We start from the raw sequence: 19,017 nt of genomic DNA, 5'->3' as shown, positions 1-19,017 counted from the left end.
CTTGTCTAGTCAGTATCAGCCTTCATCCTTAGCCGCCTATCCCTTAGGCAGCCTACAGCCCGTTCAACATCGAAAACATCGGCAGCAAAATAGCTAAATACATGCCGACGACGAGCGCTCCGACTGCCGACAACAAGAGTGGCTGCACAAGCTTCAGCGCCGTTTCGAGCCGCTTTTCGATCACTTGCAGCAAAAACTCGCCGTAATGTTCGAGCTCTTTGCCCAGTTCGCCGTTCGACTGGCCATGGCGGATGACAAGCGGCAACTCCGGCTCGTAATAGCGGACGGCGCTGACGAGATGATCAAGCGCCATCCCTTTGACCAACCCCTCGCGAATTCGCTTGCCTTCCATTTGCAGAAACGGCCAAGAGAAAGGCTCGCTGAAAACACCGAGCGCTTCATAGACGGACAAACCCGCTTGCAGCAGGCGGCCGAGCTGGCGGGCCATGATATATGTGACGAGCAGCTTCACAAACGAAGCGCACCATGGAATGGATAAGGCGAGCTGAAGCTGGCGGTCGACCGGCCAGCGGCGGAAGAAAACGGCGTAAAACAACCAGGAGAAGATGGCGAGGGCGGCGATGGCCGCCAACGCCATCGGAGCATCAGCGATGAACGCAATAAGTAAGGAAGTCTGTTCATTCCCGGGCGAAAGCGCCGCGGCGGTTCGCTCAAATTGCGGCAGCAGCCACCGCTCCATCAACAGAAGCATGACGATGAGCAAAACAAAGAGAAAAAGCGGGTAGCGGCCGAAGCGGCGCAACTGTTCACCGAAGTGCGCTTTTTGCGCGAGCGCCGCTCCCGCCTCCGCCATGCCGCGCGGCAAATCGCCATGCCGTTCGGCAAAAAAGAGGAGGCTGACAGCAAGACGGTCAACCGGCAGCGCCTCGATGGCGGCAAACACCGGCAAACCGGCCCGCAGCTGGCGCAGGCAGCGCTCAAGCTCCAACCGGCGCTTCATTGGGGCTTGGATGGCTAAAAATTCGAGCGCTTGTCCGAGCGGATAGCCGCGCTCGAGCAGCCGGCCAAGCCGGACAAAAAACAACGCCTGTTCAGCAAGCGGCCACGTTTTTTTCCTCATCGTCCTTCCCCTCCGACAAGTCTAAGCGCGCGGACCGGCAAATAACCGAGCGCGATTCCTTTACGGATGAGGCGGGCTAATGTCATATGGCGGCGGAGCCGTCGCCCGTCTCCGTCCGACAGTGAACGGATGGCATCAAGAAGCGCCGGGCCGTAAAGCAGTTCATGGACGGCAGCGCGCCGTCTGCGTCGAAGCCGGCGACACGCCGGATGGCAATCGTCGCCGCATAGCGGACAGCACAGTTCAACGAGACGCTGCGCCGAAACGGCGAGCAACGTCTCCGCTAAATCGCCGGGCGGCACCCCGAACTCATGCAGCCGGTACACCGCGCCGACCGCATCGGCAGCATGCATGGTCGACACGACTAAATGTCCAGTTAACGCCGATCGCACGGCGATCGCCGCCGTATCATGGTCGCGGATCTCGCCGACCATTAACACGTCAGGGTCATGGCGCAAAGCGGCTTTCAAACTCGCCGCATACGTGATGCCCGCTTTTTCATTGATCTGCACTTGCAAAAACCGGTCATTCCGTTTTTCGATCGGATCTTCCAGCGTGATGATGTTGCGTTGTCTTTCCGCTTGGCAAACGTCAAGAAGCGTATACAATGTCGTCGTCTTTCCCGACCCGGTCGGTCCGGTCAACAGTACGAGCCCTTGCGGCTGCTGCATAAAGGAAAACAACCGTGCGGTGGATTGAGGAAATAAGGATAGTTCGCGAAGCGGCAGCGAAAAGCGCTGCGGCAGAAGGCGGATGACGAGGCTTTCATCGTAAAGCGTCGGCAGCGTCGATAAGCGCAAATACACCGTTTCCCCGGACTCATTCACTTCCATCGCGCCGCTTTGCGGTCGGCGGCGTTCGCCGATATCCATGCCGGCTAGAAACTTGAAATGGACGATGACGCGTTCAGCGGTTTCTTTCGGGAGCGTGCCAACATCGGTGAGCATGCCGTCAAGACGGAGGCGAATGGCCGCATCATGGCGGCGCGGGACGAGGTGAAGGTCAGAGGCGCGGCGCTGCACCGCTTCAGCAAGGAGACGGTTCGCTACTTGTTCAATATCATCCAGCGCAAATTCCCTCCTTTCGACAGGTTGCTTTATATTTCGACGGACATTGCTCGTTTTCCTGCCGCCGCCGAAAAAATTTTTTCGTGAACATTTTTTGAACTTTAAACGACTTGCTGCCAATAGTGACAAAAATCATTCTTCGCCCCAACCCATTTCATTATAATAACGTTATCAATGATTTATTCAGGAGGGAAACCTAATGGAACAAACGTTAAAAATTACAAACGTGCTGTCTGACCCAACAAGGTTCCATATTTACGAATACATGGCTAAAATACACCGCGAAGTTTCTGTTCAAGAGATCGCCGAAAAGTTTCACATCCATCCGAACGTCGCCCGTCTTCACTTGACAAAGCTAGAAGATGTCCGCATGGTCGTATCGGATACGCAAAAGACCGGAAAAGGCGGACGGCCGAGCCGGTTGTATCGGTTGTCGGACGAAGTCGTCGGTCTGTACTTTCCGTTCCGCGATTACAAACTTTTGGCTCAAATCGCCATTCAAACGATGGCCAAACTCGGTCCGACCGGGCTTGAAGCGCTGCGTGAAACAGGGAAACAGTTCGGCTATGAACTCGTTGCCAGCCGCTTGCCGCATAACGGTTCAACGAGCGCGCTTACCTTGGAGGAAAAAATCCGCATCATGGAGGAAGCAGCTGAGGCGGCCGGGTTTCTTCCGCAATTTCACTATGAAGAAGACGAAGGAATGCTTTGCCTTGACATTTTTAACTGTCCGTTCAAGGAGATCGCCGTACAGCAGCCTGATACCGTTTGCGGCATGCACCATGCTTTTTTAGAAGGAATGGTGGAAGCGCTGTTTGCCGATGCGAACATGGCTGAAACAGAGAATATGATGGATGGCAGCCGCCGTTGCGCCTACCGCATCGCCATCCGCCCGTAGCAGCGGCTCTTCTCCCTCCTTTTTTCATGCGTGGGCGGCGTTTTGGCGGCAGGCGCCCAATCTTTTTCTTACAGCCTGTCCGAAAGCGTTATTTACATTCCCAACTATTGTACATTATAATAAGTAAGGATAAATGGATTGCATAAAAGGAGGGATACATAATGGACCGCATGTTCCGCGTGCTCGCTTTTTGGACCGGCATTTTCGCTGTCATGTTTTACCTCGGCCATATGCATACGACATCGCTCATCTTCTTTGGCCAAACGGTGTTTTTCCTGTTCCTCGGCTTTTTAAAACTGACCGAGAGAATGTACATTTATATTTTCGGGGCGTATTTAACTATTTTCTTTGCCGCGTTCACGTATTGGACGACGTTTATGATGGTGCCCGGCATGGGCGAATAAAAACAGGCAGATTCCTCTGCCTGTTTTTCTTTACGGCAAAAACTCCGGCGCCGCCCACATGTCGGCAGCAGAAAGCTTTGCTCCTTTTTGGTGAATGAACACATCAAAAAAGCGGCTGATGCCGTCATCAGCAATGAGCGCACGGATCATCCGGTTTTGCCGGCTCGCCGCCGAAAACAACTCCGCGTTCTCGGAAACGGCCCATTCGTTTAAAAGGCCAGCCGCTAACAAAAAACGATCTTGGCGGACGAATGCCACTTCCTCCCACCCGGCCTGCCGGGCATATAAACGAAATGCATCCCATTGCACATGAGACGTCAAATCCATCTCCCCCGGACGGAGGAGCGGGTCAGCAATGAGCTGATGGCGGAAATAGCCGCGCAAGCTTCCGTGCCGACGCGCTGGTGCAACCAGCTGTTCATCCGTGCAGCCGTAATCGATGGTCACCATCACCGCCTGGCGGAACAGCGGCCCGATCTCAAGCCAAAACCGTTTCATCGCCAGCGGCACTTCGAGACGCTGGCCTTCAGCGAGCGCCAACCCGCGCTCGTCCAAATAACGAATGATGTCCGGATTTCGAAGCGGCGCTTTTTCTTCGACGAGCCGGCCGCCGCGAGCGGCGACGAAACATTCGTATAAAACGCCATGTTCTTTTGTGATGACATGAACCGGAAAGGCGTCAAAAAACTCGTTGCTAAACACGATGCCGGAAAACGACCCGCACTCATCGAGCCAACGGGGGATGCCATCATATTGCCTCACTTTTTCCGCGACCGGACGCAGCGTTTCCTGCTGTCGTCGGCGGTGAAATGGGCTTTGGTCGATGATCGTGTACGACAACTTTTGATACGTATGCGGGCTTTTTTTCTTCCATTCTTCCAATACGGCCAGCGCTAAACGCCCGTCCCCGCCCCCCCATTCGCAAACGGCCGGCGGCAGCCCTCCCCGTTCCACGAGCCGAATCCAAAACGAGGCGAGCGCTTTTCCGAACACCGCTGCCAAAGAGCTGTTCGTGAAAAAATCGCCTTCCTTTCCTATTTTCTCCCGCTCACGCATGTAATAGCCGAAGCGTTCATCATAAAGAGCCATTTGCATGTAGTCGGCATATGACACCCGTCCGCCCGGCGCCGCGGCAACCTCCTTGTACAGTCGGTTCATCTTTCATTCCTTCCCCGTTTTTTTTGTTTTTTACTATTGACATAGTGAAAACAATCGTATATCGTTATATGTAGTAGCTTAACTATATCCCCTCCCATGATTGTGGATAGAACATCCCCCAAAGACCCTTCTTGGCGCGGCTAAGAAGGGTGTTTTCTGTTTGACAGGCAGACGGGCGTCTGCCTGTTTTTCATGATTCGAACAACGGTCGGCTCCGAGCGCCGCTTTTCTTATGAAAACCCGTGCAAAAACGGGTTTGTATCCATTTCTGCGCCGATCGTCGTCTCCGGCCCGTGGCCAGAAAGGACAACCGTCTCCTCGGGCAGCGTGAGCAGCTCATCATGGATGCTATTTAGCAGCTGACGGTGATTGCCGCCTGGCAAATCGGTGCGCCCGATGCTGCCGGCAAACAGCGCATCACCGGAAAATACCATTTGCGCCGCTTCGCAATAATACGAGACGCTGCCCGGCGAGTGGCCTGGCGTTTCGCGGACGTCAAACATAAACGGGCCGATCGTCAGCGTCGTTCGTCCTGTGATGCATGTCGGTTCACAGCGGACAACGACCGGGCCGCCAAAATAAAGCGAGCCGTTTAACGCCGGATCTTGCAGCCACTGTTTTTCGTTTTCATGCAAATACACCGGAATGTTCCAGCGGGCGAGCACATCCGGAATGCCGCCGATATGGTCAAAATGGGCGTGCGTCAACAAAATCGCCAGCGGAGTCAGCTGTTTTTCTTCGATCCGACGAACGAGCGCTGCCCCTTCCGCTCCGGGGTCAACGATAACGCATGCGCCGTCTGCGGCCGACAAAAGGTAAGCATTCGCCTGAATCGGGCCGACGGGAATGCGTGTCCACTCCATAGCCGTTTCCTCCTTTATTTGGCATGGCCAATACATGTTTAGTTTTATTTTACTGTTTTTTCCCGCACGATGAAAGGGAAAAATAAAAACAGGAATGGACCTCGACAAATGGAAGAAAAAAGATTACAATGAAAAAGAATGGACTCGTTTGTACATACTGTTTCATAAGGGGGGAAAACGATGGGTACAGTCATTATTTTTGCGCTCGTGACGTTGCTTGCCCTTTATGGAATGCTTCGGACGTTGCGCGAGAAAAATGTGCTCGGGTTTTTGTTCGGACTTGGAACTGCAGCCGTATTCGGCTGGTTTACGATCATGACGATTTTGCATCATGGGATTCCGACCGGTACACATTAAAAACGCAGGAGGCAAACCGAGCCTCTTGCGTTTTTTTACGCCATTTTGAGCGTGGCCAGAAACAGGCCAAGGGCTTCTTGGTAAATTTGCGCAAATTGCGAGAGCGGCAGCGGATTGACGCCCTCGCCGAGCTCGACCGTATAGCCGCGCCGCTTCCACGTCTGAATGAACCAATCTCGATAGCCGGCATGGCTGTCAATGTAGCGGACAGCCTTGTATCCGCTTGCTTCCGCCATCGCCCTGACGGCTGCTTCCGCCTCTGGGGGCTCCAATCCTTCATATCCCCAGTAGATTTCTTTTCCTTGCGTATGAAACGCGACAACCATCGCAAAATCGCTTGCTTCCGCCAACGCTGCCATCGCCTTCGCCTCCGGCTCAGTGAGCGGAGCAAAGCCGGGAAAATCGCGCGGCGCCGGCGCTTTTGGCGGCTTGCGTGCCTGTTCAATTTCCCAGCGGGCCGGAAATTGATTGTTTAAATCAACGCCGCGGATGTTTGCTTTCCATTGCGAAAAATCGAGCGAACTGCCGTTTATGCGGACGGCTTCGCTCCGGTGCGGCTCCTCTTCGGGCGGGCCGTTCAACACAAGGTTGACGCCATCCGGATTGACCATCGGCACGATCGAAAGGGTGACTTTATGGTAATACTCAAGCACCCGATGGCCGGCAAGCACGGCATCATCGACAAGCGCCCGCAAATAATCATCAATGAGCGCCATGACCACCGCGGTTGTGATCCACTCGTTGGCATGGAACGATCCATTCATATGGACGCGCACGGGTCCGCGGCCGATTTGCAGCTCAACAAGCGGCAATCCGAGCACGCTATGGCCGATCGCCCGTTGGCGCACAAACGGATAGCGGCGGACGAGCGCTTCGATATCTTCTTCAAGAGCAGCAAAATCATATGGCTCAGCGCGGCGAACAACTGGGGAAGTGATCCGCTTCGGCAGCGGCGCCGTTCCGTTGATGACCGCCATCGCCCCCGGCAGCCGCCGCAGCGCCTCGACCGGCAGCGACAGACAGTGAGCGAGCGCTTCCCATGTATCCATCATCTCGTATCCCGGAATAGCGACCGTCTGTCCTGGACGCAGCCCCCCTTTTTCGACGTGCGGATTGGCGTCTGCGATTAACTCGGTCGGTACGCAAAACCACCGCCCATACTTTTCCAGCGTATCGCCTGGCCATGCTTGAATGCGCATGCGCCGTCTCTCCTTCCCATCCTTCTATCTTCAACATATGTCAGCAGACGCCAAAAAATGAAAACAACGGTTGGCCGCCATATGGCAGCCAACCGTTGTTGTTTAGGCGCCGGCCAGCGCTTTGGCCAGCCAGGCGCCGCCGATGACGCCCGCATCGTTGCCGAGCGTCGCCAAGGCGATCTCCGCCCCAGCGGCGACGCGCGGAAAAGCGAAACGGCGGAAATGGACAGCGACATGCTTAACGAGTATGTCGCCTGCTTTCGAGACACCGCCGCCGATGACGATTTTCTCCGGATTGGTCACATTGGCGGCGTTCGCCAACGCCAAGCCGAGGCAGCGCGTCACCTCGTCAACGACTTCCAACGCGAGCGTATCGCCCGCTTTGGCGGCGTCAAACACAGCCTTGGCGGTGACTTCTCCGCCGCGCAGCGCGCTTGGCCGCTCATCAGCCATCAGTTTTTCGTTGGCGATCCGCACGATGCCGGTCGCCGACGCGATCGTTTCCAGGCAGCCGGTTTTGCCGCAATTGCACGGCGCACCGCCATCGGCGATCATCGCCATATGGCCGATCTCCCCGCCGGCGCCGTTCGTCCCGCGCACGATGGCGCCGTTGGCGATTACACCGCCGCCGACGCCGGTGCCGAGCGTCACAAACAGCAAATGGCGCGCACCGCCTCCGGCTCCTTTCCACATCTCGCCGAGCGCGGCGATATTGGCGTCATTGTCCACGGCCACCGGCAGCGCGGTCGCCGATTCCAATTGCTGTTTCAAAGGATAATTCGTCCACCCTAAATTGACGGCTTCATACAGCATGCCAGTTTCCTCTTCGACCGGTCCAGGGGCGCCGATGCCGATCGCGAGCAACCGCTCTTTCGTCTCGCCGAGCGCGGCGAGCGTCTCATCGAGCGATCGAGCGATATCAGCGACGATATGCTCTCCGCGATTCGAAATGTTTGTTGGAATTTCCCATTTGTGCACGATATCGCCGCTCATTGTAACAAACGCCATTTTGATCGTTGTACCGCCAAGATCAATGCCTGCCAACCATTGTTGCATCTCGTCCTCATCCTTTTGCCATTCGTTTTTCCCGCTCGATTTGCGCTTCATGCCGCAAAATGAATAACGCGGCTTGCAGCTGTTTGGCATCGATCAGCTGAGACTCGTACAGCTCTTTCACTTCCTCTTCCATCAGCTCCAAATCGGCGAGCCGGTCGCCGACATAAATGATCGTGCCAAACCGTTTGAGCAGCTGTTGCACATCATATACTGTCTTCATCGTCCTCTAAGCTCCTTTTCCCTCTTCTAATGTAGCGGCAAACTGCGGTGGCCGTCAAGGCAAAAAACGCAGGCGCCGATGGAGGCAGCGCCTGCGTTAGCGGTCGGGATCGCGCGGATGGAGAATAGCCGGCCGCCGATTTTTCAGCGGCATCGGCGAACGGATGAGCACATCGCGCATCCCTCGATAGGAAAACGGGATGAATGGCCATAAGTACGGAATGCCGAACGACGACATCCGGGCCAAGGCAACGATCCAAACAGCAATGCCGATCACATAGCCAAACAGGCCGAACAAACCGGACAAAATGAGCAAGGCGATGCGGACGAGCCGATTCGCCAAACTCATTTCATAGCTCGGCGTGGCAAACGTGCCGATTGCAGCGACAGAAAAATACAAAATGACCTCATTGGAAAAGAGACCGACTTCCACAGCGATGCCGCCGATCATGAGCGCAGCGACGAGGCCAAGCGCAGTGGCCAGCGAAGACGGGGTATGAATGGCGGCCATCCGCAGCATATCCATCCCAACCTCAATCATAAGAAGCTGGGCAAAAAGCGGAATATCGCCTAATTTCGCCTTTCCTAAAAATTGGAGTTGCCCCGGCAACAGCTCCGGCTCCGTCATGAACAAGTACCAAAGCGGCAGCAAAAACACCGACGCCCAGACAGCCAAAAAACGGACAAGCCGCAAATACGCTCCGATGATCGGCTTGTTCCGGTATTCTTCGGCATGCTGCAAGTGATGCCAAAACGTCGCCGGAGTAATCATGACGCTTGGCGATCCGTCAACAATGACAAGCACATGCCCTTCGTACAAATGAGCAGCCGCCGTGTCAGGACGTTCCGTATAGCGGACGACCGGATACGGGTTCCAATGCCGCCCGGAAATAAACTCCTCGACCGTTTTTTCCGCCATGACGAGCCCGTCCGTGTCAATGGCGGCGATCGACTGACGGACGCGGCGAACGAGCTCCGGATCGGCAATTTCCTCGATATAGCAAATACAAATGTCGGTTTTTGAACGCCGCGCTACCTGCACATACTCCATGCGCAGCGACGGGTCGCGGACGCGGCGGCGGATGAGCGCGGTGTTAAAGACGAACGTCTCGACAAAGCCATCGCGCGCCCCGCGCACGACCCGTTCGGTATCCGGTTCTTGCGGCCCACGCACCGGATACGTGCGGGCGTCGATCAAAATGATATGTTCCACCCCATCAACGACAAGCGCCGTCGGCCCGGCAAGCACAGCGGCGACCGCTTCTTCGAGATCGTCCGTTTGCCCAATCTCCACGTAAGGAAGGTGCGTCTTTAACAGCTTCTCGAGCGGGTGGGCTTTGAGCTCATGCGCTTCAAGCCGGGATAAATATTTCATTAAATAATGCAAAATATCGTCTTTGACAAATCCATCGATCATAAACAGCGCCATGGCCCGTCCGCCATACTCAAGGTCAAGGCGAATGACATCGAAGCTTTTGCCGACCCCAAGCCGCCTAGCTAAATAACTGGCATTGTCATGAAGGCGGCGGGAGGCCGGCTGTTTTGGCACGCGTTTGTCCATCATCATCCCCCTGCAGATCGTTCACTATATACTCCCCATCATAGACAACCAAAAGGAAATTCATACATAAATGTTCCTTGCCATGCATATATTGGTGACAACCTCGTCCAATCCAGGAGGATGTCATGAAAAGATGGATGATCGTTGCCGCGCTGCTTGCCATCACTATAGCCGTCGCGGCTCCGCTCTTCTCGTGGTGGGAGCGCCATCGCACCGTGGAAACGATCAAATTTTTCCCGCTCGACCGCGAAGCGGCATTCACCAAAGCGAAAACGACGCTTATGCTCGGCGACAAAAAAGAGCGCAAACGCTATGCGCTGCGCTGGTCAGCCGCCTCCACGTTAAACCGTCGCGCTTACTTGCGGCAGGACGTCTCACTGTTGTTCGCCGACGGCCGGTTAATCGATGTGTTATCCAAATGGGAAACGAATGTCGATCAGATCCGGATGGAGAAGACGGTGATGATGCATGACAGCCGGTTTTTCCAGGCGATTACGTTCCATCATGGCGAACTCCATAAAGGGGAGGTCATTACGAGCAGCCAGACGATGTCAAGCGCGTACTTGTATGTCATCCATTCGCCATACGATCCGCTCACGTCGTTCCGCCGGCCGCAAACGGACGCCGAGCGCGAATGGCAACGCGTCTTAAACAAAGCGGCCAACGAGTTTTTGCGTCATAAAGCGGACGAGTTGCTCGCATATTTTTCCTTGTCTAAGGACGACTATTATGCCCTTTATTTGCCGGAATTGGTCGCCTACACGGAACAGCCGCTGCCCGGCCTATCGACGGCCAAAACGCAAACGATGATCGGCCGCCTATGGGAAGGGCTTTACAAATCGTATGTTCTCGGCATAAAAAAAGAGGATGGTTCCATCCTCTCGCCGATCGGCAGCACGATGCCGCTCATTTTGATTCAAAAAGATTACCGTCGAATCCTCATCTTGCTCGAGGCGAAAAACGGCGAAAAAATGATGCTCATCCAAGTTCCTTAGCGAAAGCCAGCCCATAAACCGGCGGCGGCCAACAGCGCCGCAGCGGCCAACGCCTTCATCTGCCGCCGCCAAGCGGCGCGCTTCGGCAAATGGACAGCGCCCGCCGCCAAAAAGCCGCCGATGAGTCCGCCGATATGGCCGGCGTTATCGATGCCGGGGACAAGCAGGCCAAACAGCAAGTTGACAACAATTAAGCTGATCACGTTCATGCCCATCGTGCGAAAAAACAAGTGCCGGTATACCGTCCCGAAATAAAGGAGCGCCCCAAACAATCCGAAAATGGCGCCGGACGCCCCGGCAGAGATTGACGGGGTAAACAAAAAACTCGCCAACGTCCCAAAAAAGCCCGCTGTTGTGTAAATGAGCAAAAATCGAAGCGAACCGTACAGCCGCTCGACCGTCCACCCTAAATAATACAAAGCGAACGTGTTAGTCAGCAAATGCAAAAATCCGATATGCAAAAACATCGGTGTCAAAAAGCGCCACCATTCCCCCATTTCAATGAGCGGGTTAAACTTGGCGCCATAACGGATTAAGACGCTCGGGTCCGTGCTGCCGCCGCTCCATTCGAGAATGAGAAACATGGCCACTTGCACGATGATCAACAGCCGGGTGAACACCGGCTTGCCATATTCAAAAATGCGCCGCTCTTCCTCCCGCTGGCGGCGCCATTCTGTCAGCACCTCATGTTTCAGACGTTCGGCGGCGGCAAACGGATCGGCTTCCCCCACGAGCGGCGCCGGACGGAGCGCGGCGCCGGTCATTTCCTCAAGCTGCGGCAGCATCTCGCCCGTGTTGCCGCTATGAATCAGGAGCGTATGAAACGCGCCACCCGCCGCCCCGGAAAGCGGCAGTGGCTCGGCGATAAGAGACTCCCAATCGTCGACCGGCGGGTACGCCATCACATATACATTGACGACGCGACCCCCTTTGCCGATTTTCCGCCCGTTCATTTGCCGGATGAATTGCCATGTGTACTCGATATCGAGACGCAGCGACCGGCTCCAGTCAAAATCGGCACGCACGAGGCGTACAAGCGTCGGGCGCCGCCAATGGCCCGATTCGAGCCATATTTCATCGCCGCGCTCGGACATCCGCGCGATGCGGTAGCCGTCACGAAGCAAAAGATGAACAAGCTGCCAAAACAATACATCCATCGTTCCGATCACGTTCCCCTCTCCCTTTCTCCGACGAGGCCAAGCCCATTGAGCAGCAGGGCGGCCAGCTCGCCGACCGTCCGGCAAACCGGGACAGACGAGCCGGCGGGGGCCGGTTGCCGCGGCCGAAAATACACAGCCTCCCAACCGGCGCCAAGTGCGCCCTCTACATCCAATTTCCACGAGTCGCCGACATATACCAGCTGCTCGGATGGCCGCTTATTTCTAGCATAATGAAAAATCGCCGCCTCCGGTTTTTTATACCCAACTTCTTCGGAAATGACCACGGCATCGCTGCGGAAAAAGCGATGCAGGCCGCAGGCGGCCAGTTTCCCGCGCTGAATGGCGCCGCTGCCGTTCGTAATCACACCGAGCGGCACATTGGCTGCGCGCAACTGGCCAAGCAAATCGGTCATGCCCGGCAAGGCGACAGCAAACCGGCTGACTGCCTCGTCAAAATAAGCGTGAAACCGGTCGGCCATCTCTTCGTCCGCTTCGATTTGGCAGGCGCGCGCCGCATCGAGAAAGCGAATCCGGCGGTAAGCACGCCGCGGCAACGCTCCGGCTTCGTAGTCGGTCCAATATCGGTCGCACGCCTTTTTGAAAATGGGAAACCAAACGGAAAACGAAACAGGAGCGGCCGGAAAAAAACGATGAAAACAATGGCGGATGGCGGCGCAAAACGTCCGCTCATAGTCAATGAGCGTCTCGTCCAAATCAAACCAAACGGCCTCCCACCGTTTCATCGTTGCCTCACAGGCGCAACATTTGCGAAACAAGCGCGCCGCGTACCGCAGGAATGTTGAGCGCAAACCGGATCAGCTGTCTTCGCAGCGGCGAAACGCGCAACGCCCAATCGGCCAACCGGTAACGGTAACGGTAAGCAAGCCACCCGACGGCAACGGCCAACAGCGAGTACGACCATTTGTTCATTGTTGTTCCCCCTTCATCATATGAGCTGTTCGTTATTCTTTTTCCCTTTTTCTCTCTAATTATGAAACGCACTCATCAGCGCACGAGCACAAACGTGGCGGCGAGCACCGCGCCGGCGACCGACAAGGCATTGACCGCATCGTTATCAAGCCAGCGCCATCCTTTCACATGAATCGTCTTCCGCCCGCAATGCCGTTTCCGTTCGGTGGCTGCCCCACATACCGGACAGCGATAAACGGACTGCCAAGCGGTGCCAAGCCACGTGTCCAGCCAACTGCCGAGCCAGCCAAACAGCGCAATGGTAAAAAAGGGTGCAGCGTGGAGGAAATGCGCGCCGGCAGCGGCGATGAACAGCGCCCCAGCGAGGGAAGCAGCCGTGCCAAGGGGCGTCACCGCTCCCGACGTGCCGGCTTCCACCGGACGAAAACTCGGCCATGCCCGCGGCGGGCGCCGGCTCAAAGCGCCGATTTCCGACGCCCACGTGTCGGCATTCGCCGCTGCGACAGCGACAACGAACAGCTCATTCCAAACCGGGTCAGGACGAAACAGCGCCAACAACGCCAAAACAGCCGGCACCCCGCCGTTGGCGAACACTTGGACAGCATCGCGCCGCCCGCCTTTGGCCAATTTCCCAGCCATCTTCGCCTTTTTCCGCTTCCCAGCGTTGCTGAAGAAGCTGGAGCTGGCAAAAAAGAGACCTAGCAACCATAATCCGCCCCAAGAAAAGCCGCATCCGACCAGCGTGCCGACGACAACGGCCGCCGCCGCCCCCGAGACGGACAGCAACCGCAACAGCCATCCGCCGCCAGCTGCGATGACAGAGGCAGCTGCATACCACCATTCATCGCCCACAATGAATAACCCCTTGGTCAGTAATCATAAACTCTACCGGCACATCATGATCCTCGACCGGAATGTCTTCAACAACTTGAAACGAATAGGCGAGCGCCGCGGTCACCGCCGCCACCCCCGGCAAATACCGATCGTAATACCCGCCCCCATAACCGATCCGGTAGCCGGTTTTCGTGAAACATACACCCGGAACGATGATGAGGTCAAGCTCATCACGATCGATCGCCGCTGTTTGTTCCTCGATCGGCTCGAGCAATCCAGCATACGCCTTCTCGAGCTGAGCAAACGACGCAATGCGCCGGAACGTCATCGTTTTCGTCAGCGGGTCGCATTTTGGCACACCGACCGTTTTTCCTTCCCGCCAAGCTTGTTCAATGATCGGCACCGTATCCACTTCCGTCTCTCTGGCCACCGTAATGGCGATCACTTGCGCCTCTTGCCATTGCGGCCACTGGTATAAATAAGCGGCAATTTGCCGGTCGTATGCCTGCTTCTCAGCCGCCGAGAGCTGCCGGAGACGATCAAGCATCCGGCGGCGCAGTTCCCGTTTGCGATCCATCGTTCTCCCCCTTTTCTGTATAAAGATAAAAGCAGCAGGAATGATCTTCCTACTGCTTACTTCGTTTCGCGGTGCAACGTAACTTTGCGATCCCGCGGGCAATATTTTTTCAGTTCCAGACGCTCTGGATTGTTGCGTTTATTTTTGGACGAAATGTAATTGCGTTCGCCGCATTCTGTGCATGCCAATGTAATGTTCACGCGCATCTTTTTTCCCTCCAAACGTGCTTTATATAATCAGACCTTTCTATGATAGCATTTTTTCGTGGCGATTTCCACCTCTAAATTTCATCTTTTTCAACAAGACCGGCCACAAACAAGGAGCGATATGATATAGTGAAAAGAGGAGGGAGATACGATGGTAGAATACGCAATGATCGCTTTGGCGGCCTTATCAATTCTTTTGCTGATCGTCTCGTTTTTTGCCAAAGACGAATTAAAACCGCTCGAAGAACAAATTGACCAGTTGACTGTTTCACTCGCTCAAGAAACGTACCAAATGAAAAAGCGGCTGCAAGTCATCGAGGAAGAGCTGCTCATCCCCGAGCGCCGGCGCCCGGCCTCCCCTCGCCGCGGCGGAGCATTGTCGCCGACGGATCGGCGCGTCTTGTTTTTACATAAGCAAGGGTTTCCGCTCGATGAGATCGCGCAAGAAACCGGCTTGACTGTTCCCGAGGTCGAGCGGGCCATAAGGAGATTGCGGCGATGAGGAAGCGGACGATGCGTTCTTTCGCCTTTGGCCTGCTTGTTTCGACATCGCTCATCGGCGCCGCATATTACACGTCCCCTCCAGCTGCACCGACCGAGGCGGACGTCGAGGCGTTTCTCGAACAACACGGGCTCGTCGCTGTCGCGAAGGACGAATACGACAAGCTCGTAAGCAATCAACCGAAAGCGCCGGCCGAACAGCCGCCTAAACAATCAGTGCAGATCGTTTATGTGTACCGCCTTGTGATTGAAAAAGGGGACACGCCGGAAGCGTTCGCCAAAGAGCTTGAGGCCGCCCGCATCATCGACAGCGCCCGCTCGTTCAATGACTATTTGCAAAAGCATGGGCTGACGCGCTCGATCCGTCCTGGTGCTTACAACGTGCGCAGCGATATGGATTATGCGGCGATCAGCCGCCTCATTGCCAGCCCATAATCAGCCAAAAAGGAGGCGGCCCGCTAGGACGCCTCCTTCGTTTATACTGTCAGTCATTGAAGTCGTAATGCTTCCCTTTGACAAGGTAAACGAGATGCTCGGCAATATTGGTCGCATGATCCGCCGTCCGCTCAATATACCGGGCGACGAGGGCAAGCACATTCATTTGCGCCAACGTCTCTTTGTCCGTTTTCTCGACCTCAAGCAACGATTTCATCATTTTCCCGTACTGCTCATCGACTCGATGGTCCATGTCAGCAATTTGTGCAGCCAGCGACGCATCTTCCCGCTCGTAGGCGGCAATCGCCGTTGAGACCATATCCGTAGCCAGACGATGCATCAACACGAGCGGCTGGATATCCATCACAAACGGCCGGCCGCCGATGCGGATGCACGCTTTGGCGATATTGACGGCAAAATCGGCGACCCGCTCGATATCGCTCGCGATTTTGATCGCGGCGACGATGCGGCGCAAATCGGTCGCGACCGGCTGCTGTTTCGCAATGAGCCATAACGCGAAATCATTGACTTCTTCCTCGAGCTTATCGATCGAGCCGTCCCCGTCAATGACGGCCATCGCCAAATTTTTGTTTTGCGTTTGAAATGCTTCAATCGCCTGTTGGAGCGCAACTTCTGTTAATCGCCCCATTTCGATCAGCTTGTTATGCAACGAGCGCAAATCATCGGCAAACGTTTCACGCATCCCCCTGCTCGCCTCCTTTGTTTTTTATCCGAAACGGCCTGTAATGTAATCTTCTGTACGCCGATCGGCAGGATTTGAAAACAGCTTGTTCGTCTCTGCGTATTCAATCACTTCCCCGTTCAAGAAAAACGCTGTTTTGTCCGAAATGCGCGCCGCCTGCTGCATGTTATGGGTCACAATAATGATGCTGTATTGTTTTTTCAATTCTTGGATGAGCTCTTCAATTTTCAACGTCGAAATCGGGTCGAGCGCCGAGGTCGGCTCATCCATTAAGATGACGTCCGGTTCGATGGCCAAACAGCGGGCAATGCACAAGCGCTGCTGCTGCCCTCCGGATAAGCCGTAAGCATGATCGCGAAGCCGGTCTTTCACCTCATCCCAAAGCGCCGCCCCGCGCAAACTTTTTTCGACAATTTCGTCCAGCACTTTTTTGTTGCGGATGCCATGAATGCGAGGACCGTAAGCAATATTGTCGTAAATCGATTTCGGAAACGGGTTCGGCTTTTGGAATACCATCCCGACTTGTGTGCGCAGCTGCTCAACCGGATAGGACGGATCAAAAATGTTGCGCCCGCGGTAGGCCAGCTGGCCGGCAATGCGGACATTCGGCACGAGTTCGACCATTCGGTTCAACGTCTTAATATAAGTGGATTTTCCGCATCCCGACGGTCCGATAATCGCTGTCACTTCATTTTCGTAAATCGTTAAATGAATATGTTTTAACGCATGGTGCTCCCCGTACCATAAGTTTAAATCGTTTGTCTCATACACGACGCCTTTCGCTGCACCGTCCTCAGCTACCGGCGCCGCCGACGACTTAGCAGCCAGTGTGGACGTTGCCTCTTTTGTTTTGGTTGCCATCATCTTATCGGTCTCCTTTCGCTCATTGTCCGGTCATGAATTTAAAATCGCTTTTGAAACTTGTTGCGAATCAACACTGCGACCGAATTCATCACGATTAAAAAGACGAGCAGGACGACAATTCCTGCGGCCGCCACATGTTGGAACTCCTCCTGCGGCCGTCCTGTCCAGTTATAAATTTGCAGCGGCATAACGGTAAACGTATCTAACACGCCGCTCGGCAAGTAGGCGATAAACGTTGGAATGCCGAGCACCACGAGCGGAGCGGTCTCCCCGACGGCGCGGGAGAGCGCCAAGATAGCCCCCGTCAGCATCCCCGGCAGCGCCGCCGGCAGCACAACCCGGCAAACCGTTTGCCATTTCGTCGCCCCCATGGCATACGACGCTTCCCGCAACTGCTGAGGAACTGCACGAATCGCTTCTTGGGCTGCGACGACGATCACCGGAAGAACGAGCAAGCTCATGGTCAATCCAGCTGCAAGCACGCTGCGCCCGAGCCCGAGCTCACGGACGAAAATCGTCAACCCGAGCAAGCCAAACACGATCGACGGTACACCGGCCAGATTGGAAATATTCGTTTGAATAAAAGCGGTGAAACGGTTTTTGCGCGCGTATTCTTCCAAATAAATGGCCGTCCCGACCCCCAAAATAAACGAAACCGGTGCGACGATTGCCATCAGCCAGAGGGAGCCGACCAATCCGGATTTTATCCCAGCCTCTTCCGGCCGGCGCGAAGGAAAGCTGTTTAAAAAGTCGCCATCCAGCCAGCCGATCGCCTGCATAATGACACGAGATAATAACAGCATAAGAGCAATCAGTCCAAAAACGGTAGCGAAAAAGAATATGGCTTGCAGGATGGTGTTTTGCGCCAGCCTTCCTTTCATTCGCTTCCAAACGAGCGGTTTGTCCATTTTGTTTTCCATCGTTTTCAATACTCCTCCCTAAACCGGCGGGAAATGTATTGCGCCAATATATTCATAAGCAATGTAAAAACAAACAGCGTCATCCCGACAGCATAAATGCTGTAGTAAATCGTCGTCCCGTAACCGGCGTCGCCTGTTGTCACTTGGACGATATAGGCAGTTAATGTTTGAATCGATTTCGTCACATCAAATGTAAATTCCGGCGATGATCCGCCAGCCACCGCGACGATCATCGTTTCGCCAACCGCCCGGGAAATACCTAAAATAAATGAGGCGATCACTCCAGAAGCAGCGGCAGGAAGCACGACCTTAAGCGCCACTTCAAGCTTTGTGGCGCCAAGGGCAAAGGCGCCTTCGCGAATCGAGTTCGGCACCGCGCTCATCGCGTCTTCTGACAGCGAGGCGATCATCGGAATGATCATAATCCCCATGACGAGCCCCGGGCTGAGCGCATTAAAAATCTCTAAATCCGGAATGACCTTTTGCAATAACGGCGTCACGATCGTCAACGCAAAAAACCCGTAAACGATCGTCGGAATGCCAGCAAGCACTTCAAGCGCCGGCTTGATGATTCGGCGCGTCCGCTCCGACGCATACTCGCTCAAGTAAATGGCCGAAGCGAGCCCAATCGGAACAGCCAAAAGCATAGCGATACCGGTCGTCAGCAGCGTGCCGGTCACAAGCGGAGCGACTCCGAATGATCCGTGTTCCTCGTTCCACGGAAGCCACTCTTTGCTCGTGACAAACTCAACAATCGATACACGGCGGAAAAATTCGATCGTCTCGAAAAGAAGAGTAAACAAAATGCCGATCGTCACGAGCACCGAGAGCGCCGCCAATGCAAAAAGGAGCTTCGGCGCGAGCTTTTCCATCCTTTTCGGCCAATGTTGCCGCCTTTGGTTTTCAGCAATCATCTCCCGCACCGAGAACTGCTGTTCTTTCTTCGTTGGAATCCCCATAAAACGAAAAACTCCTTTCCGACATATTCCAACCGCAGTCACAAGTCTAGGCCGACGAACGTCCTTTGTC

24 protein-coding genes are annotated in these 19,017 nt (G+C 55.0%); 6 read left to right on the top strand and 18 right to left on the bottom strand.

The window, feature by feature from the left end; translation table 11 throughout:
• Nucleotides 1-52 precede the first annotated feature (52 nt).
• Nucleotides 53-1,081 carry a competence type IV pilus assembly protein ComGB gene (gene comGB / locus IC803_RS04700; protein WP_081209494.1) on the bottom strand — a complete coding sequence of 343 codons (1,029 nt, stop codon included), beginning with the start codon at nt 1,079-1,081 and terminating at the stop codon, nt 53-55.
• Entirely contained in the window at nt 1,078-2,148 is a 1,071-nt protein-coding gene (gene comGA, locus IC803_RS04695; protein WP_190304293.1) for a competence type IV pilus ATPase ComGA, read from the bottom strand. Before comGA ends, comGB begins: the two co-directional genes overlap by 4 nt.
• Before the next feature lie 199 nt (nt 2,149-2,347).
• Here comGA and IC803_RS04690 point away from each other — a divergent pair, with 199 nt between their 5' ends.
• Complete coding sequence (locus tag IC803_RS04690; protein ID WP_081209498.1) at nt 2,348-3,046, top strand: helix-turn-helix transcriptional regulator; 699 nt, start codon at nt 2,348-2,350, stop codon at nt 3,044-3,046.
• A 161-nt stretch (nt 3,047-3,207) separates the two neighbouring features.
• Nucleotides 3,208-3,450, top strand: a complete 243-nt coding sequence (locus tag IC803_RS04685) for a DUF2626 family protein (RefSeq protein ID WP_008879854.1) — start codon at nt 3,208-3,210, stop codon at nt 3,448-3,450.
• A gap of 30 nt (nt 3,451-3,480) precedes the next feature.
• Here IC803_RS04685 and IC803_RS04680 read toward each other — a convergent pair whose 3' ends face one another.
• Together IC803_RS04680 and IC803_RS04675 are read right to left on the bottom strand one after the other, a co-directional pair.
• Nucleotides 3,481-4,608: a class I SAM-dependent methyltransferase gene (locus IC803_RS04680; protein WP_081209500.1), complete on the bottom strand. Its 1,128-nt coding sequence runs from the start codon at nt 4,606-4,608 to the stop codon at nt 3,481-3,483.
• A 230-nt stretch (nt 4,609-4,838) separates the two neighbouring features.
• Nucleotides 4,839-5,471: an MBL fold metallo-hydrolase gene (locus IC803_RS04675; protein ID WP_081209502.1), complete on the bottom strand. Its 633-nt coding sequence runs from the start codon at nt 5,469-5,471 to the stop codon at nt 4,839-4,841.
• Between the two features lie 180 nt (nt 5,472-5,651).
• Here IC803_RS04675 and IC803_RS04670 point away from each other — a divergent pair, with 180 nt between their 5' ends.
• The gene (locus IC803_RS04670) at nt 5,652-5,828 is read left to right on the top strand and encodes a DUF2759 domain-containing protein (RefSeq protein WP_081209504.1); all 177 of its coding nucleotides are present in this window, start codon (nt 5,652-5,654) and stop codon (nt 5,826-5,828) included.
• A 35-nt stretch (nt 5,829-5,863) separates the two neighbouring features.
• On the opposite strand, the gene IC803_RS04665 is transcribed toward IC803_RS04670, so the two are convergent.
• The 4 genes from IC803_RS04665 to IC803_RS04650 all read right to left on the bottom strand — a co-directional run bounded on the left by IC803_RS04665 (nt 5,864) and on the right by IC803_RS04650 (nt 9,863).
• Nucleotides 5,864-7,027: a M14 family metallopeptidase gene (locus IC803_RS04665; protein WP_081209506.1), complete on the bottom strand. Its 1,164-nt coding sequence runs from the start codon at nt 7,025-7,027 to the stop codon at nt 5,864-5,866.
• A gap of 102 nt (nt 7,028-7,129) precedes the next feature.
• On the bottom strand, nt 7,130-8,083 hold the full coding sequence (locus IC803_RS04660) for an ROK family glucokinase (RefSeq protein ID WP_081209520.1): 954 nt from the start codon (nt 8,081-8,083) through the stop codon (nt 7,130-7,132).
• Between the two features lie 7 nt (nt 8,084-8,090).
• A complete protein-coding gene (locus IC803_RS04655; RefSeq protein ID WP_081209522.1) occupies nt 8,091-8,303 on the bottom strand; it encodes a YqgQ family protein in 213 nt (70 codons plus the stop codon).
• Nucleotides 8,304-8,399: 96 nt separating this feature from the next.
• Complete coding sequence (locus tag IC803_RS04650) at nt 8,400-9,863, bottom strand: spore germination protein (protein ID WP_081209523.1); 1,464 nt, start codon at nt 9,861-9,863, stop codon at nt 8,400-8,402.
• A 125-nt stretch (nt 9,864-9,988) separates the two neighbouring features.
• Here IC803_RS04650 and IC803_RS04645 point away from each other — a divergent pair, with 125 nt between their 5' ends.
• Entirely contained in the window at nt 9,989-10,858 is an 870-nt protein-coding gene (locus tag IC803_RS04645; RefSeq protein ID WP_081209524.1) for a hypothetical protein, read from the top strand.
• On the opposite strand, the gene IC803_RS04640 is transcribed toward IC803_RS04645, so the two are convergent.
• From IC803_RS04640 to rpmG, 6 genes are all read right to left on the bottom strand, one after another.
• Nucleotides 10,855-12,015, bottom strand: a complete 1,161-nt coding sequence (locus IC803_RS04640; RefSeq protein ID WP_081209646.1) for a rhomboid family intramembrane serine protease — start codon at nt 12,013-12,015, stop codon at nt 10,855-10,857. The genes IC803_RS04645 and IC803_RS04640 overlap by 4 nt on opposite strands.
• Nucleotides 12,016-12,023: 8 nt before the next feature.
• Nucleotides 12,024-12,761, bottom strand: coding sequence for an HAD family hydrolase (locus tag IC803_RS04635; RefSeq protein WP_081209525.1), 738 nt, complete (start codon nt 12,759-12,761; stop codon nt 12,024-12,026).
• 7 nt (nt 12,762-12,768) lie between these two features.
• Entirely contained in the window at nt 12,769-12,948 is a 180-nt protein-coding gene (locus IC803_RS04630; protein WP_081209526.1) for a hypothetical protein, read from the bottom strand.
• A 75-nt stretch (nt 12,949-13,023) separates the two neighbouring features.
• Nucleotides 13,024-13,800: a DUF92 domain-containing protein gene (locus IC803_RS04625; RefSeq protein WP_081209528.1), complete on the bottom strand. Its 777-nt coding sequence runs from the start codon at nt 13,798-13,800 to the stop codon at nt 13,024-13,026.
• A complete protein-coding gene (locus IC803_RS04620; RefSeq protein ID WP_081209530.1) occupies nt 13,790-14,359 on the bottom strand; it encodes a 5-formyltetrahydrofolate cyclo-ligase in 570 nt (189 codons plus the stop codon). The genes IC803_RS04625 and IC803_RS04620 overlap by 11 nt, the downstream gene beginning before the upstream one ends.
• Before the next feature lie 56 nt (nt 14,360-14,415).
• The gene (rpmG, locus tag IC803_RS04615; RefSeq protein WP_008879868.1) at nt 14,416-14,565 is read right to left on the bottom strand and encodes a 50S ribosomal protein L33; all 150 of its coding nucleotides are present in this window, start codon (nt 14,563-14,565) and stop codon (nt 14,416-14,418) included.
• A 151-nt stretch (nt 14,566-14,716) separates the two neighbouring features.
• Here rpmG and IC803_RS04610 point away from each other — a divergent pair, with 151 nt between their 5' ends.
• Nucleotides 14,717-15,067, top strand: a complete 351-nt coding sequence (locus IC803_RS04610) for a sigma factor-like helix-turn-helix DNA-binding protein (RefSeq protein ID WP_081209532.1) — start codon at nt 14,717-14,719, stop codon at nt 15,065-15,067.
• Nucleotides 15,064-15,501, top strand: a complete 438-nt coding sequence (locus IC803_RS04605; protein ID WP_081209534.1) for an aminodeoxychorismate lyase — start codon at nt 15,064-15,066, stop codon at nt 15,499-15,501. The genes IC803_RS04610 and IC803_RS04605 overlap by 4 nt, the downstream gene beginning before the upstream one ends.
• 49 nt (nt 15,502-15,550) lie before the next feature.
• Here IC803_RS04605 and phoU read toward each other — a convergent pair whose 3' ends face one another.
• From phoU to pstC, 4 genes are read right to left on the bottom strand one after another with little or no spacing between them, the layout of a single operon-like run.
• The gene (gene phoU, locus IC803_RS04600) at nt 15,551-16,204 is read right to left on the bottom strand and encodes a phosphate signaling complex protein PhoU (protein ID WP_081209536.1); all 654 of its coding nucleotides are present in this window, start codon (nt 16,202-16,204) and stop codon (nt 15,551-15,553) included.
• Nucleotides 16,205-16,228: 24 nt separating this feature from the next.
• Nucleotides 16,229-17,068 (bottom strand): phosphate ABC transporter ATP-binding protein PstB, encoded by an 840-nt coding sequence (gene pstB, locus IC803_RS04595; RefSeq protein ID WP_081209538.1) that lies wholly within the window; start codon nt 17,066-17,068, stop codon nt 16,229-16,231.
• 38 nt (nt 17,069-17,106) lie between these two features.
• Complete coding sequence (pstA, locus tag IC803_RS04590) at nt 17,107-17,988, bottom strand: phosphate ABC transporter permease PstA (protein WP_190304267.1); 882 nt, start codon at nt 17,986-17,988, stop codon at nt 17,107-17,109.
• Between the two features lie 5 nt (nt 17,989-17,993).
• On the bottom strand, nt 17,994-18,947 hold the full coding sequence (gene pstC, locus IC803_RS04585) for a phosphate ABC transporter permease subunit PstC (RefSeq protein ID WP_081209540.1): 954 nt from the start codon (nt 18,945-18,947) through the stop codon (nt 17,994-17,996).
• Nucleotides 18,948-19,017 lie beyond the last annotated feature (70 nt).

The organism is Geobacillus sp. 46C-IIa (assembly GCF_014679505.1).
Taxonomy (GTDB): Bacteria; Bacillota; Bacilli; order Bacillales; family Anoxybacillaceae; genus Geobacillus.
The sequence above is the reverse complement of the archived record's forward strand: the minus strand, read 5'-3'. Positions and strand labels throughout refer to the sequence as shown.

Excerpts from the sequence above, each read along its gene's own strand:
- IC803_RS04685 (WP_008879854.1), top strand. The coding sequence starts at position 3,208 with ATGGACCGCATGTTCCGCGTGCTCGCTTTTTGGACCGGCATTTTCGCT.
- IC803_RS04655 (WP_081209522.1), bottom strand. The coding sequence starts at position 8,303 with ATGAAGACAGTATATGATGTGCAACAGCTGCTCAAACGGTTTGGCACG.
- phoU (WP_081209536.1), bottom strand. The coding sequence starts at position 16,204 with ATGCGTGAAACGTTTGCCGATGATTTGCGCTCGTTGCATAACAAGCTG.
- IC803_RS04675 (WP_081209502.1), bottom strand. The coding sequence starts at position 5,471 with ATGGAGTGGACACGCATTCCCGTCGGCCCGATTCAGGCGAATGCTTAC.
- IC803_RS04650 (WP_081209523.1), bottom strand. The coding sequence starts at position 9,863 with ATGGACAAACGCGTGCCAAAACAGCCGGCCTCCCGCCGCCTTCATGAC.
- IC803_RS04640 (WP_081209646.1), bottom strand. The coding sequence starts at position 12,015 with ATGGATGTATTGTTTTGGCAGCTTGTTCATCTTTTGCTTCGTGACGGC.
- IC803_RS04660 (WP_081209520.1), bottom strand. The coding sequence starts at position 8,083 with ATGCAACAATGGTTGGCAGGCATTGATCTTGGCGGTACAACGATCAAA.
- IC803_RS04610 (WP_081209532.1), top strand. The coding sequence starts at position 14,717 with ATGGTAGAATACGCAATGATCGCTTTGGCGGCCTTATCAATTCTTTTG.
- IC803_RS04630 (WP_081209526.1), bottom strand. The coding sequence starts at position 12,948 with ATGAACAAATGGTCGTACTCGCTGTTGGCCGTTGCCGTCGGGTGGCTT.
- IC803_RS04690 (WP_081209498.1), top strand. The coding sequence starts at position 2,348 with ATGGAACAAACGTTAAAAATTACAAACGTGCTGTCTGACCCAACAAGG.
- pstB (WP_081209538.1), bottom strand. The coding sequence starts at position 17,068 with ATGATGGCAACCAAAACAAAAGAGGCAACGTCCACACTGGCTGCTAAG.
- IC803_RS04680 (WP_081209500.1), bottom strand. The coding sequence starts at position 4,608 with ATGAACCGACTGTACAAGGAGGTTGCCGCGGCGCCGGGCGGACGGGTG.
- IC803_RS04665 (WP_081209506.1), bottom strand. The coding sequence starts at position 7,027 with ATGCGCATTCAAGCATGGCCAGGCGATACGCTGGAAAAGTATGGGCGG.
- IC803_RS04645 (WP_081209524.1), top strand. The coding sequence starts at position 9,989 with ATGAAAAGATGGATGATCGTTGCCGCGCTGCTTGCCATCACTATAGCC.
- comGB (WP_081209494.1), bottom strand. The coding sequence starts at position 1,081 with ATGAGGAAAAAAACGTGGCCGCTTGCTGAACAGGCGTTGTTTTTTGTC.
- IC803_RS04670 (WP_081209504.1), top strand. The coding sequence starts at position 5,652 with ATGGGTACAGTCATTATTTTTGCGCTCGTGACGTTGCTTGCCCTTTAT.
- pstC (WP_081209540.1), bottom strand. The coding sequence starts at position 18,947 with ATGGGGATTCCAACGAAGAAAGAACAGCAGTTCTCGGTGCGGGAGATG.
- IC803_RS04620 (WP_081209530.1), bottom strand. The coding sequence starts at position 14,359 with ATGGATCGCAAACGGGAACTGCGCCGCCGGATGCTTGATCGTCTCCGG.
- IC803_RS04605 (WP_081209534.1), top strand. The coding sequence starts at position 15,064 with ATGAGGAAGCGGACGATGCGTTCTTTCGCCTTTGGCCTGCTTGTTTCG.
- pstA (WP_190304267.1), bottom strand. The coding sequence starts at position 17,988 with ATGGAAAACAAAATGGACAAACCGCTCGTTTGGAAGCGAATGAAAGGA.
- rpmG (WP_008879868.1), bottom strand. The coding sequence starts at position 14,565 with ATGCGCGTGAACATTACATTGGCATGCACAGAATGCGGCGAACGCAAT.
- IC803_RS04635 (WP_081209525.1), bottom strand. The coding sequence starts at position 12,761 with ATGAAACGGTGGGAGGCCGTTTGGTTTGATTTGGACGAGACGCTCATT.